Below are 12,226 nucleotides of genomic sequence, written 5' to 3' on the forward strand. Positions count from 1 at the left end.
CGGGCGGGCCGTTCCGGCGGGCGGGGCGACGGCGCGGCGCGGGGCGGTCCTGGGGGCGCGGGCCGCGCGGCTGAACGGGGGCAGCAGAGCCATGGTGTCGACCATTGAAAGTCCGCGGATCGATTCCGCGCCAGCCGGAACGGTCAACTCATGGAAAGTTGTACGTCCTCCGGTCAAGGAAAGGTAAAGTGTGCGGAATCGATCACTCCGATTGCGGGGTTTCCCCGTGCGGACCGGTCAGTTCCGGCGCAGCAGGCGGGTCGCGCCGGCCGCCACCGTCGTCGCCAGCACCCAGCCCAGCAGGATCAGCGCGGCCGACAGCCACTGCCAGCCGCCGTGCGGCTGCCACAGGCCGACCTGCCCCAGGTCGATCACCGGCAGCAGCAGGTCGAGGGCGTACAGCGCCGGGTTCCAGGCCGGGTCCTCGCCCTTGGGGGCCGGGGGGCGGCTCGCGTGCGCGAACGCCAGCGAGCCCGCCGCCCACAGCACCGCCATCCAGACCGCGGCCCGCCCCGGCCGGTACCCGTAGGCCACCGCGCCGTCCTGCGCGTACCCCCAGAGCTTGGCGGCGAGCGGGAGGCTCTCGCGGCGTCTTCGCTGCTTGGCGAGGAGCACCTCGCGGGCGTCCTCGTCCTCGCCGCCCGCCCGCAGCACCGCCGCCAGCCGCTCGTACGGCTCCGGGTTGTACTCGGCGGTCGCGGCCGCCACCCAGGCCAGCCGCTCCACCAGCGGGAACGGGCCCTGCGGCACCAGGTTCTCGTAGGAGAAGCCGCCCATGTGCAGGTTGCCTGGGCCCGGCCAGGCGCTCGCCCGGTCGATCAGGGTGACCACCCGGGCGCCGGAGAGCACCACCTTCCCGCGCTGCGGGCGCTCGCCGAGGAAGCGCAGCTCGGGCGCCTGCACCCGGCGCAGCGACAGCTCCTGCTCGTCGGTGAAGGCGAAGCGGGCCCGCTGGAGGTCGACGGCGTCCCCGAACCGGCCGTCGTCGAGGCGGACGCCGCCCTCGCACTCGAAGCGCTGGATGCGGGTGCCGCGCGCGGGTGTGGTGCCGCTCAGCGAGCGGTTGCCGAGGCCCGCCGGGGTCAGGTAGAGGGTGCGCTCCACGGTGAGCTGGGGCGCGTTCAGGGCGAGCCTGCCGTAGGGGTTGGCCAGGCGGGCGCCGCGCAGGCTCAGCGAGACGCCCACGGTGGCGCTGCGCAGGCTCAGCTCGCCGTGCGACTCCAGCAGCTCGGCCTGGAGGTCCTGGCCGACGGTCAGGCCGTCGGCGGCGATGGAGCGGCCGCTGCGGTCGCGGTAGACGATCGCCTCGTTGAGCATGAGGTCGGTGCCGATGTGCGCGTCGGTGAGCCGGACGCCGTTGTGGAAGCGGCAGCGGGGCAGGTGCAGATCGCCCTCGGTGTGCACCCGGGCCGCCTCCAGGCGCGGCACCGAGCAGTTCACCAGCCGCGCGGTGGTGAAGCGGGCCTCGGGCAGCAGCACGTCCCGGTCGAACCGGCAGCCGCGCAGCTCCAGGTAGGGGCCGACGGTGCCGCCCGCGAGGTCCAGGACGCCGGTGATCCGCACCCCGCGCAGCTTCAGCGCCGAGACCCGGCCCGCGAGGGCGGGCGGTCCGTCCAGCAGCAGCCAGCAGACGATCCGCGCCCGCACCGACCGCTCGGGCCCCCAGGGGTGGCCGCCGTGCGGGTCGTCGACGACCGGGTCGCCGTCGCTCAGGTCGTACACGCTGCCGTTGCGGAACGCCTGCCACATGCCCGCCTCGGCCGCGGTCAGGTCGTCGGGCAGATCTCCGGCCCGGATACCGGCGCCCTCGGTCACGGCTCTCCCGTCCCTCTCGTCCCCATGGAATCGTACATATGTTCGCGTGCCCCGATGGTGACACCCTGAACACAGGACGTGAAGCCGATCTTCCGGGTTCCCCCGCGCCTCCCCGAGGGTTCTGTATCAGCCATTGATACGCGCGCACGGCGGCCGGCCGCGGTCTGCGAGAATTGTCCCCGTGATCTCCCGAATCGATCTGCGCGGCGACGCCCTTCCCGAGGGCCCCGCCCTGCGCGACCTGCTGCCCCGAGCCGACTTCGACGTCTCGGCCGCCCTGGAGAAGGTGCGCCCGATCTGCGAGGCCGTGCATCATCGGGGAGACGCGGCGCTGATCGACTTCGCCGAACGGTTCGACGGCGTCCGCATCGACCGGGTGCGGGTGCCCGCCGAAGCGCTGGAGAAGGCCCTCGCCGAGCTGGACCCCGCCGTCCGCGCGGCCCTGGAGGAGTCCGTCCGCCGCGCCCGCCTCGTCCACCGCGCCCAGCGCCGCGCCACCCGCACCACCCAGGTGGTCCCCGGCGGCACGGTCACCGAGAAGTGGGTGCCCGTCGAGCGGGTCGGCCTGTACGCGCCCGGCGGCCGTTCGGTCTACCCGTCCTCGGTCGTCATGAACGCCGTGCCCGCCCAGGAGGCCGGGGTCGCGTCCATCGCGCTCGCCTCCCCGCCGCAGGCCGAGTTCGGCGGCCTCCCGCACCCGACGATCCTCGCCGCCTGCGCCCTGCTCGGCGTCGACGAGGTGTACGCGGCCGGGGGCGCCACCGCCGTCGCCATGTTCGCCTACGGCACCGAGTCCTGCCCGGCCGCCGCCATGGTCACCGGGCCCGGCAACATCTGGGTCGCCGCCGCCAAGCGGTACTTCACCGGCCGGATCGGCATCGACGCCGAGGCAGGACCCACCGAGATCGCCGTCCTCGCCGACCGCACCGCCGACCCCGTGCACGTCGCCGCCGACCTGATCAGCCAGGCCGAGCACGACCCGCTGGCCGCCGCGGTCCTGGTCACCGACTCCGCCGAGCTGGCCGACGCCGTCGCCGCCGAGCTGGAGCCGCAGGTCGCCGCCACCAAGCACGTCGACGACCGGATCGTCCCCGCCCTCGCGGGCCGCCAGTCCGCGATCGTCCTGGTCGACGGCATCGACGAGGGCCTGCGCGTCGTCGACGCCTACGGCGCCGAGCACCTGGAGATCCAGACCGCCGACGCCGCCGCCGTCGCCGACCGGGTCAAGAACGCCGGCGCGGTCTTCGTCGGCCCCTGGGCGCCCGTCTCCCTCGGCGACTACGCGGCCGGATCCAACCACGTCCTGCCCACCGGGGGCTGCGCCTGCCACTCCTCGGGCCTCTCCGTCCAGTCCTTCCTGCGCGGCGTCCACATCGTCGACTACACGCGGGAGGCGCTGGCCGACGTCGCCCACCACGTGGTCACCCTCGCGGAGGCGGAGGACCTGCCCGCGCACGGCGCGGCGATCAAGGCACGGTTCGGCTGGAAGGTACCGACGAGCAAGTGAACCCCGGAATCGACGATCTCCCCGTACGGGACGAGCTGCGCGGCAAGTCCCCCTACGGAGCGCCCCAGTTGGACGTGCCCGTACGGCTGAACACCAACGAGAACCCCTACCCGCTGCCCGACGCGCTCGTCGACCGCATCGCGGAGCGGGTCCGCGAGGCCGCGAAGCACCTCAACCGCTACCCCGACCGGGACGCCGTCGAGCTGCGCACCCGGCTCGCCGCCTACCTGACCGACACCACCGGGTACGCGGTGTCCCGGGCCGGGGTCTGGGCCGCCAACGGCTCCAACGAGGTGCTCCAGCAACTGCTGCAGACCTTCGGCGGACCCGGCCGCACCGCCCTCGGCTTCGAGCCCTCCTACTCGATGCACGCCCTCATCGCGCGCGGCACCGGCACCGGCTGGATCTCCGGTCCCCGCCGCCCGGACTTCACCATCGACCTCCGGGCCGCCGAGGACGCCCTCGCCGAGCACCGCCCGGACGTCGTCTTCATCACCACCCCCAACAACCCCACCGGCAACGCGGTCCCCCGCGAGACCGTCCTCGCCCTCCACGACGCCGCGCAGGCCGTCAAGCCGACGATGGTCGTCGTCGACGAGGCGTACGTCGAGTTCAGCCACGGCGACTCGCTGCTGCCGCTCCTGGAGGGACGGCCGCATTTGGTCGTCTCGCGCACCATGTCCAAGGCGTTCGGCGCCGCCGGGCTGCGCCTCGGCTACCTCGCCGCGCACCCGGCCGTCGTCGACGCCGTGCAGCTGGTGCGGCTGCCCTACCACCTGTCGGCCGTCACCCAGGCGACCGCGCTCGCGGCCCTGGAGCACACCGACACCCTGCTCGGCTACGTCGAGCAGCTGAAGTCCGAGCGTGACCGGCTCGTCGCCGAACTGCGCGCCACCGGCTACGAGGTCGTCGAGTCCGACGCGAACTTCGTCCAGTTCGGACGGTTCGAGGGACCCGGCGGCTCGCACGCCGCCTGGCAGCGCATCCTCGACCGGGGCGTCCTGGTCCGGGACAACGGCATCCCCGGGTGGCTGCGGGTCAGCGCCGGGACCCCCGAGGAGAACGACGCGTTCCTCGACGCGGCCCGTGAACTGAAGAAGGAGCAGAGCGCATGAACCGCACAGGACGCGTGGAGCGGGTCACCAAGGAGACGTCCGTCCTCGTCGAGATCGACCTCGACGGCAGCGGCAAGGTCGACGTCGCCACCGGCGTCGGCTTCTACGACCACATGCTCGACCAGCTCGGCCGCCACGGCCTCTTCGACCTCACCGTGAAGACCGAGGGCGACCTGCACATCGACTCGCACCACACCATCGAGGACACCGCCCTCGCCCTCGGCGCCGCCTTCAAGCAGGCCCTCGGCGACAAGGTCGGCATCTACCGCTTCGGCAACTGCACGGTCCCGCTGGACGAGTCCCTCGCCCAGGTCACCGTCGACCTCTCCGGCCGCCCCTACCTCGTGCACACCGAGCCCGAGAAGATGGCGCCGATGATCGGCGAGTACGACACCACCATGACCCGGCACATCCTGGAGTCCTTCGTGGCCCAGGCGCAGATCGCGCTGCACGTGCACGTGCCCTACGGCCGCAACGCCCACCACATCGTGGAGTGCCAGTTCAAGGCACTCGCCCGCGCCCTGCGCTACGCCTCCGAGCGGGACCCGCGCGCGGCCGGCATCCTGCCCTCCACGAAGGGTGCCCTCTAGCCATGACCGGTCTCTCCACCATCCTGATCGTCGTCGGCCTCTTCCTGGTCGGCGGGATCATCTCCTTCGTCAAGCAGCAGATGCCCAGGAGCCTCATCGTGCTGCTCTCCGTCGCCGCCGCCATGTGCCTGTTCGCCGGGGTGCTGCGCCTGGAGGTGTGGAATTGAGCCCCGCACGGAAGGTCGTCGTCTTCGACTACGGCTTCGGCAACGTCCGCTCCGCCGAACGCGCCCTGGCCCGCGCGGGCGCCGACGTCGAGATAACGCGTGACTTCGACCGCGCCATGAACGCGGACGGCCTGCTGGTGCCCGGCGTCGGCGCCTTCGCCGCCTGCATGCGCGGCCTCAAGGAGGCCCGCGGCGACTGGATCGTCGGCCGCAGGCTCTCCGGCGGACGCCCCGTGCTGGGCATCTGCGTCGGCATGCAGATCCTCTTCGCGCGCGGCATCGAGCACGGCGTGGAGAGCGAGGGCCTCGACGAGTGGCCCGGCTCGGTCGAACCGCTCAAGGCCGACATCGTCCCGCACATGGGCTGGAACACCGTCACCGCGCCGGACGGCTCCGAGCTGTTCGCCGGGCTCGACGCCGACGCCCGCTACTACTTCGTGCACTCCTACGCCGTCCAGGACTGGTCGCTGGAGGAGCACAACCCCGCCCTGCGCGCCCCCAAGGTCGCCTGGTCCACCCACGGCGGACCGTTCGTGGCCGCCGTCGAGAACGGCGCCCTGTGGGCCACCCAGTTCCACCCCGAGAAGTCCGGCGACGCCGGAGCCCAGCTGCTGAACAACTGGATCGGAACGCTCTGATGGTGACCAAGCTCGAACTCCTGCCCGCCGTCGACGTCCGCGACGGCCAGGCCGTCCGGCTCGTGCACGGCGAGTCCGGCACCGAGACCTCCTACGGCTCCCCGCTGGAGGCCGCCCTCGCCTGGCAGCGGGCCGGCGCCGAATGGCTGCACCTCGTCGACCTGGACGCCGCGTTCGGCACCGGCGACAACCGCGCGCTGATCGCCGAGGTCACCGGCGCCATGGACATCAAGGTGGAGCTGTCCGGCGGCATCCGCGACGACGACACCCTCGCCGCCGCCCTCGCCACCGGCTGCACCCGCGTCAACCTCGGCACCGCCGCGCTGGAGACCCCCGAGTGGGTCGCCCAGGTCATCGCCCGGCACGGCGAGCAGATCGCCGTCGGCCTCGACGTCCGCGGCACCACCCTGCGCGGCCGCGGCTGGACCCGCGACGGCGGCGACCTCTACGAGACGCTCAAGCGCCTCGACTCCGAGGGCTGCGCCCGGTACGTCGTCACCGACATCGCCAAGGACGGCACCCTCCAGGGCCCCAACCTGGAGCTGCTGCGCAACGTCTGCGCCGCCACCGACCGGCCGGTCGTGGCCTCCGGCGGCGTGTCGTCCCTCGACGACCTCCGCGCCATCGCCGAGCTGGTACCCCTCGGTGTCGAGGGCTCCATCGTCGGGAAGGCCCTGTACGCGAAGGCGTTCACCCTGGAAGAGGCCCTGGAGGCTGTGTCGTCATGACGTCCGAAGCCGTACGGCGGGTGCAGAGCGGAAGTCCCTGGGAAGAGAGCTTCGGCAGCGCGCGCGCCGTCGCGGCGGGGGACCGGGTCCTGGTGGGCGGCACGACGTCCTTCACGGGCACGGTCCTGCACGGGGAGGGCGACCCCTACGAACAGGCCAGAGCGGCCTTCGGCACCGCGATCGAGGCCCTCGGCGCGTTCGGGCTCGGCGCCGACGCGGTGCTGCGCACCCGCATGTTCCTCACCCACCCGCGGGACGTGGAGGCGGTGGGGCGGGCCCACAAGGAGATCTTCGACGCGGTGCGCCCGGTCTCGACGCTGCTGGTCGTCGACGGGTTCGTCGACCCGCGCATCCTGGTCGAAGTAGAGCTAGAGGCATACAGAGGAGCCGTGGATTCATGACCCTGGCGGTCCGAGTCATCCCCTGCCTGGACGTGGACGCCGGGCGGGTCGTCAAGGGCGTCAACTTCCAGAACCTGCGCGACGCGGGCGACCCCGTCGAGATGGCCAAGGTGTACGACGCCGAAGGCGCCGACGAGCTGACGTTCCTGGACATCACCGCGTCCTCGGGCAACCGCGAGACGACCTACGACGTGGTGCGCCGCACCGCCGAGCAGGTCTTCATCCCGCTCACCGTGGGCGGCGGGGTCCGCACCGCCGAGGACGTCGACAAGCTGCTGCGGGCGGGCGCCGACAAGGTCGGCGTCAACACGGCGGCCATCGCACGGCCCGACCTCATCCGCGAGATCGCCGAGCGGTTCGGCCGCCAGGTCCTGGTCCTCTCCGTGGACGCCCGCCGCACCCCGTCCGGCACCTTCGAGGTGACCACCCACGGCGGCCGCACCGGCACCGGCATCGACGCCGTCGAGTGGGCGCACCGGGCCGCGGAGCTGGGCGCCGGGGAGATCCTCCTCAACTCGATGGACGCCGACGGCACCAAGGACGGCTACGACCTGGAGATGATCGCGGCCGTCCGCGCCCAGGTGAACGTCCCGGTGATCGCCTCGGGCGGGGCCGGCCGGCTGACCGACTTCCCGCCCGCGATCGCCGCCGGGGCGGACGCGGTGCTCGCCGCGTCCGTCTTCCACTTCGGCGACCTCCGGATCGGCGAGGTGAAGCAGGCACTCAGGGAGGCGGGCAACCCGGTCCGCTGAACCGGCGCCGGGGCTCCGCTCAGAGCCCCAGCTGCCTGCTCTCGCGCAGCTTCGCGACCGCGTCCTGGTCGCCCTCCACCGCCACGTCCGCGACGGCCTGCCGCCCGTAGGAGAACAGCAGCAGCTCCGACGGCGCGCCCGTCACCGTCACCACCGGGGTGCCCCGGTGCGCCACCACCGTCTGCCCGTCCGGGCGGCGCAGCACCAGGCCCGTCGGGGCGCCCCGCCCCATCAGCCGCGCGGACCGTTCGAGCCGCGACCACAGCGCGTCCTGGAACACCCCGTCCAGCTCGCGCGGCACCCAGCCGGGCCGCGCCCGCCGCACGTCCTCGGTGTGCACGTAGAACTCCACCGTGTTCGACATCTCCTCGACCTGCTTGAGGGAGAACGGCGAGAAACGCGGCGGACCGCTGCGGATGAGCTGGAGCAGCTCCTCGTACGGCTTCTGCAGGAACTCCGCCGTCACCCGGTCCAGGCGGGCGGCGAGCTGCTTGATCAGGATCCCGCCGGCCGCGTCGGGCCGCCGCTCGCGCACCACCACGTGCGCGGCGAGGTCCCGGGTCAGCCAGCCCTCGCAGAGGGTCGGGGCGTCCGGGCCCGCGGTTTCCAAGAGGTCGGCGAGAAGGAGCCGTTCACGCTTGGCGAAGGTCGACATGGGCCCCAGCCTACGACCGCGGCGACGGTCCGCCCAGTGGACGGCGGCACCGCTGTCAGTGCCGCGCGGCACAATGGCACCCATGACCAGCACGCCCCAGCCCAGCGGCCTCGACCCGGAGATCGCCGCGCGCCTCAAGCGCAGCCCCGACGGGCTCGTCCCCGCCATCGCCCAGCAGTACGACACCGGGGAGGTGCTGATGCTCGGCTGGATGGACGACGAGGCGCTGCACCGCACCCTCACCACCGGCCGCTGCACCTACTGGTCCCGCAGCCGCCGCTCCTACTGGGTCAAGGGCGACACCTCGGGGCACGTCCAACGGGTGAAGTCGGTCGCCCTCGACTGCGACGCGGACACCCTCCTCGTCAAGGTCGACCAGGTCGGTGCCGCCTGCCACACCGGGGACCGCACCTGCTTCGACGCCGACGTGCTGCTGGCGGACGCCGATTCCGGCGCGCCCGGCGCGGATCAGTAGGGTCAGCCGCCATGGACCTCGACACCTTCCGCAAGCTCGCCGCCGACCGGCGCGTCGTCCCGGTCACCCGCAAGCTCCTCGCCGACGGCGACACCCCGGTCGCGCTCTACCGCAAGCTCGCCGCCGAGCGCTCCGGCACCTTCCTGCTGGAGTCCGCGGAGAACGGCCGCTCCTGGTCCCGGTACTCCTTCGTCGGCGTCCGCTCGGCCGCCACCCTCACCGCGCGCGACGGCGCCGCCCACTGGCTCGGCACCCCGCCGGTCGGCGTCCCCGTCGACGGCGACCCGCTCGCCGCGCTGCGCGCCACCATCGAGACCCTGCACACCCCCCACCTGGAGGACCTGCCGCCCTTCACCGGCGGCATGGTCGGCTACCTCGGCTACGACATCGTGCGCCGCCTGGAGAAGATCGGCCCCGGCGAGCGCGACGACCTGAAGCTGCCCGAGCTGACCATGCTCCTGACCAGCGACCTCGCCGTGATGGACCACTGGGAGGGCTCGGTCCTGCTGATCGCCAACGCGATCAACCACAACGACCTCGACACCGGCGTCGACGAGGCGTACGCGGACGCCGTCGCCCGCCTCGACGCGATGGAGGCCGACCTCGGCCGCGCGGTGCCGCAGCCGCCCGCCGCGCTGCCGCCCTCCGAACTGCCCGAGTACACCGCGCGCTGGGGCGGCCCCGACTTCATGGCCGCCGTCGAGGACGTCAAGGAGCGCATCCGGGCGGGCGAGGCCTTCCAGGTCGTCCCCTCGCAGCGCTTCGAGACCCCCTGCACGGCGAGCGCGCTGGACGTCTACCGGGTGCTGCGGACCACCAACCCGTCCCCGTACATGTACCTGTTCCGCTTCGACGGCTTCGACGTCGTCGGCTCGTCCCCCGAGGCCCTCGTCAAGGTCGAGGACGGCCGCGCCATGGTCCACCCCATCGCCGGGACCCGGCACCGCGGGGCCACCCCGCAGGAGGACCAGGCGCTCGCCGACGAACTGCTCGCCGACCCCAAGGAGCGCGCCGAGCACCTCATGCTCGTCGACCTCGGGCGCAACGACCTCGGACGGGTCTGCGAGCCCGGCTCCGTCGAGGTCGTCGACTTCATGTCCGTCGAGCGGTACTCGCACGTCATGCACATCGTCTCCACCGTCACCGGCCGCGTCGCCGCCGGGCGCACCGCCTTCGACGTGCTGACCGCGTGCTTCCCGGCCGGCACCCTCTCCGGCGCGCCCAAGCCCCGCGCCCTGCAGATCATCGACGAACTGGAGCCGTCCCGGCGCGGGTTGTACGGCGGCTGCGTCGGCTACCTCGACTTCGCGGGCGACTCCGACACCGCCATCGCCATCCGCACCGCCCTGCTGCGCGGCGGCACCGCCTACGTCCAGGCGGGCGCCGGGATCGTCGCCGACTCCGACCCCGCGGCCGAGGACCAGGAGTGCCGCAACAAGGCCGCCGCGGTGCTGCGCGCCGTCCACACGGCCAACCGGCTCGGTGGATAGGGCATGGATCACGGAGCCCCGGGTGCCCGTTCGCCCGGGGTTCAGGCGATAGTGGAGCACGTGACTGCTGTTCCTCACCCCCGTTCCGAGGCCGCGGGACCCGACCGGGCCGGCCGCCGCAGCCTCGCGCTGGCCCTGCTGAGCGGCGCCCTGGGCGCGGCCGTGGCCCTGCTGTCCACCCGGCAACGCTGGTCGCAGGGCATCGCGACGGTCGCGGGCGGCGACTTCCCGCTCACCGCGAAGGGCAGCGACGTCACCGGCGTCCCCGCCGCCCTTGCCGTGGTCGGACTCGCCGCGCTCGTCGCCGTCTTCGCCGTCCGCCGCACCGGGCGCCTCCTGGTCGCCGGGCTGCTGGCGCTCTCCGGCGCCGGGACCGTCGTCGCCGCCCTGCTCGGCGCCTCGGACTCGACCGCGCTCGACGAGCAGGCCGCGCAGGCCGCGGGCGACACCTCGGCCACCGTGCACGCCCTGTCCCACACCCTGTGGCCGTACGCCGCGGCCGTCGGCGGCGCGCTGCTGCTGCTGGCCGGGCTGCTCGCGCTGCGCTACGGCCGTCGCTGGCCCGCGATGTCCGGCCGCTACGAACGCGACGGCACCCCCCGCCCGCGCCGCGCCCCCGTCCGCACGGACCCGGACCGCCCCGAGGACATCTGGAAGGCCCTCGACCGGGGCGAGGACCCCACCGGCGCCTAGGGCGTGTCCGGCCGTTCCCGGCTGCCGCGCGGCGCCCTGCACGCACTTCCGCCGCACCGGGCGCAGTCCCGGGTACGGCCCGGTACGAGGGCCTGCGCCCGGCACGGCGACAGCACGCACCCGACCCCGCGGGGCCGCCCTCCGGGCGACCACGCGATCGGTCAGACACCCCCCAGGGTGCCTCCGCGAGGTCCGGGCGACTGCTCCATGTGGGTAAGGGTGAGGGCTTTCGCGGGCCTGTTCCCGGTGCGGCGGGAGCGGCTGCGGGTGCCGCGGTGCAGGTGGGAGGCTCAAGAGAGCCCTAGCGCTCGGCAAGGCCCCGTGTCAAGACCGGGGTGAGTCGCCCGACCCCCGGTCACGGCGGGCGCCGTCCGCCTGACCTGGCAGGGCGTCGCCGCGGACCCGGCGGCGCCCTGCCCGCGCCAGGTGGTGAAAGACGCCGGGGGGTTTCCGGGTCGGCGATGCGGTTAAAGATCTGCCCGTGATCGACGGGCATGACGAGGGCGGCCGGTCGCCGGGGAGCGTTCCGGGCGTCCGGTGCTCCCCGGACACGGCGGCCGGGACCCTCGTGTCCGGTGACAGGTGACCCCGCCGCCGAGCGGGGCGCGACCGTCCGCGAGCCAGTTGTCCGCGCAGTGCGCACCGCCCGTACGTCGGGTGTCGGCGTGCGGCCGTCCAGGACCCGAGCGAAGGAGCACCGCACCATGCGCCGGCAGATCGTCAACCGCCCCGACCAGGCCACCCTGCACGCCCTCGAAGGGCTGGCCCTCACCCATCCGCACCTCATCGCGCACGACCCGGTGGCCGGTCTCGTCACCCGGGCCAGGCCCGCCCGCGACAAGGTCGGCCTGGTCTCCGGCGGGGGCTCGGGCCACGAACCGCTGCACGCCGGGTTCGTCGGCACCGGCATGCTCGACGTGGCGGTGCCCGGCGCCCTGTTCGCCAGCCCGACCGCGCTCCAGGTCCAGGCGGGCACGGTCGCCGCCGACTCCGGCCGCGGCGTGGTGCAGATCGTGAAGAACTACACCGGCGACGTGCTCAACTTCCGGATCGCCGGGGAGCTGGCCGAGGACGAGGCGGTCCTGACCGAGGTCGTGCTCGTCGACGACGACCTCGCCACCGACCGCGGCGACGCCGACGGCCCCGGACGGCGCGGCACGGCCGCCGTGCTCGCCGTCGAGAAGATCTGCGGGGCGGCGG

At 73.6% G+C, this 12,226-nt stretch carries 14 protein-coding genes; 12 read left to right on the forward strand and 2 right to left on the reverse strand.

Translation table 11 applies throughout. The annotated features are described in order from the left end of the window. Positions 1 to 237: 237 nt before the first annotated feature. Complete coding sequence (locus tag GA0115242_RS37180; protein WP_093836071.1) at positions 238 to 1,815, reverse strand: oxidoreductase; 1,578 nt, start codon at positions 1,813 to 1,815, stop codon at positions 238 to 240. A gap of 181 nt (positions 1,816 to 1,996) precedes the next feature. On the opposite strand from GA0115242_RS37180, the gene hisD reads away from it, so the two are divergent. Genes hisD through hisF form a run of 8 tightly spaced genes read left to right on the forward strand, consistent with a single transcriptional unit; the run spans position 1,997 to position 7,713 of the window. After that, on the forward strand, positions 1,997 to 3,322 hold the full coding sequence (gene hisD / locus GA0115242_RS37185) for a histidinol dehydrogenase (protein ID WP_093836072.1): 1,326 nt from the start codon (positions 1,997 to 1,999) through the stop codon (positions 3,320 to 3,322). Beyond that, positions 3,319 to 4,437 carry a histidinol-phosphate transaminase gene (locus GA0115242_RS37190; RefSeq protein WP_093836073.1) on the forward strand — a complete coding sequence of 373 codons (1,119 nt, stop codon included), beginning with the start codon at positions 3,319 to 3,321 and terminating at the stop codon, positions 4,435 to 4,437. The genes hisD and GA0115242_RS37190 overlap by 4 nt, the downstream gene beginning before the upstream one ends. Then, positions 4,434 to 5,027: an imidazoleglycerol-phosphate dehydratase HisB gene (hisB, locus tag GA0115242_RS37195; RefSeq protein ID WP_093836074.1), complete on the forward strand. Its 594-nt coding sequence runs from the start codon at positions 4,434 to 4,436 to the stop codon at positions 5,025 to 5,027. The genes GA0115242_RS37190 and hisB overlap by 4 nt, the downstream gene beginning before the upstream one ends. Before the next feature lie 2 nt (positions 5,028 to 5,029). Next, positions 5,030 to 5,194, forward strand: coding sequence for a hypothetical protein (locus GA0115242_RS41095; protein ID WP_176729986.1), 165 nt, complete (start codon positions 5,030 to 5,032; stop codon positions 5,192 to 5,194). Beyond that, positions 5,185 to 5,832 carry an imidazole glycerol phosphate synthase subunit HisH gene (hisH, locus tag GA0115242_RS37200; RefSeq protein WP_093836075.1) on the forward strand — a complete coding sequence of 216 codons (648 nt, stop codon included), beginning with the start codon at positions 5,185 to 5,187 and terminating at the stop codon, positions 5,830 to 5,832. The genes GA0115242_RS41095 and hisH overlap by 10 nt, the downstream gene beginning before the upstream one ends. A gap of 2 nt (positions 5,833 to 5,834) precedes the next feature. Beyond that, entirely contained in the window at positions 5,835 to 6,560 is a 726-nt protein-coding gene (priA, locus tag GA0115242_RS37205) for a bifunctional 1-(5-phosphoribosyl)-5-((5-phosphoribosylamino)methylideneamino)imidazole-4-carboxamide isomerase/phosphoribosylanthranilate isomerase PriA (RefSeq protein WP_093836082.1), read from the forward strand. After that, positions 6,557 to 6,961 carry a RidA family protein gene (locus GA0115242_RS37210; RefSeq protein WP_093836076.1) on the forward strand — a complete coding sequence of 135 codons (405 nt, stop codon included), beginning with the start codon at positions 6,557 to 6,559 and terminating at the stop codon, positions 6,959 to 6,961. The genes priA and GA0115242_RS37210 overlap by 4 nt, the downstream gene beginning before the upstream one ends. Then, positions 6,958 to 7,713 (forward strand): imidazole glycerol phosphate synthase subunit HisF, encoded by a 756-nt coding sequence (gene hisF / locus GA0115242_RS37215; RefSeq protein WP_093836077.1) that lies wholly within the window; start codon positions 6,958 to 6,960, stop codon positions 7,711 to 7,713. The genes GA0115242_RS37210 and hisF overlap by 4 nt, the downstream gene beginning before the upstream one ends. Positions 7,714 to 7,732: 19 nt before the next feature. Here the strand turns inward: hisF and GA0115242_RS37220 are convergent, their stop codons facing one another. Next, on the reverse strand, positions 7,733 to 8,368 hold the full coding sequence (locus GA0115242_RS37220; protein WP_093836078.1) for a TIGR03085 family metal-binding protein: 636 nt from the start codon (positions 8,366 to 8,368) through the stop codon (positions 7,733 to 7,735). 73 nt (positions 8,369 to 8,441) lie between these two features. Between GA0115242_RS37220 and hisI the strand changes: the two genes are divergently transcribed. The 4 genes from hisI to GA0115242_RS37240 form a co-directional block, all read left to right on the forward strand. Further along, entirely contained in the window at positions 8,442 to 8,843 is a 402-nt protein-coding gene (gene hisI, locus GA0115242_RS37225; protein ID WP_093836079.1) for a phosphoribosyl-AMP cyclohydrolase, read from the forward strand. A gap of 11 nt (positions 8,844 to 8,854) precedes the next feature. Beyond that, positions 8,855 to 10,333 carry an anthranilate synthase component I gene (locus GA0115242_RS37230; RefSeq protein WP_093836080.1) on the forward strand — a complete coding sequence of 493 codons (1,479 nt, stop codon included), beginning with the start codon at positions 8,855 to 8,857 and terminating at the stop codon, positions 10,331 to 10,333. Between the two features lie 51 nt (positions 10,334 to 10,384). Then, positions 10,385 to 11,026, forward strand: coding sequence for a TIGR02234 family membrane protein (locus GA0115242_RS37235; RefSeq protein WP_176729987.1), 642 nt, complete (start codon positions 10,385 to 10,387; stop codon positions 11,024 to 11,026). A gap of 704 nt (positions 11,027 to 11,730) precedes the next feature. Then, positions 11,731 to 12,226, forward strand: a 496-nt coding sequence (locus tag GA0115242_RS37240; protein ID WP_141721903.1) for a dihydroxyacetone kinase subunit DhaK, incomplete at its 3' end; no start/stop codon positions are given.

This window comes from Streptomyces sp. SolWspMP-5a-2 (assembly GCF_900091845.1).
GTDB lineage: Bacteria > Actinomycetota > Actinomycetes > Streptomycetales > Streptomycetaceae > Streptomyces > Streptomyces doudnae.

Excerpts from the sequence above, each read along its gene's own strand:
- hisB (WP_093836074.1), top strand. The coding sequence starts at position 4,434 with ATGAACCGCACAGGACGCGTGGAGCGGGTCACCAAGGAGACGTCCGTC.
- GA0115242_RS41095 (WP_176729986.1), top strand. The coding sequence starts at position 5,030 with ATGACCGGTCTCTCCACCATCCTGATCGTCGTCGGCCTCTTCCTGGTC.
- GA0115242_RS37210 (WP_093836076.1), top strand. The coding sequence starts at position 6,557 with ATGACGTCCGAAGCCGTACGGCGGGTGCAGAGCGGAAGTCCCTGGGAA.
- hisF (WP_093836077.1), top strand. The coding sequence starts at position 6,958 with ATGACCCTGGCGGTCCGAGTCATCCCCTGCCTGGACGTGGACGCCGGG.
- GA0115242_RS37220 (WP_093836078.1), bottom strand. The coding sequence starts at position 8,368 with ATGTCGACCTTCGCCAAGCGTGAACGGCTCCTTCTCGCCGACCTCTTG.
- hisI (WP_093836079.1), top strand. The coding sequence starts at position 8,442 with ATGGCACCCATGACCAGCACGCCCCAGCCCAGCGGCCTCGACCCGGAG.
- GA0115242_RS37230 (WP_093836080.1), top strand. The coding sequence starts at position 8,855 with ATGGACCTCGACACCTTCCGCAAGCTCGCCGCCGACCGGCGCGTCGTC.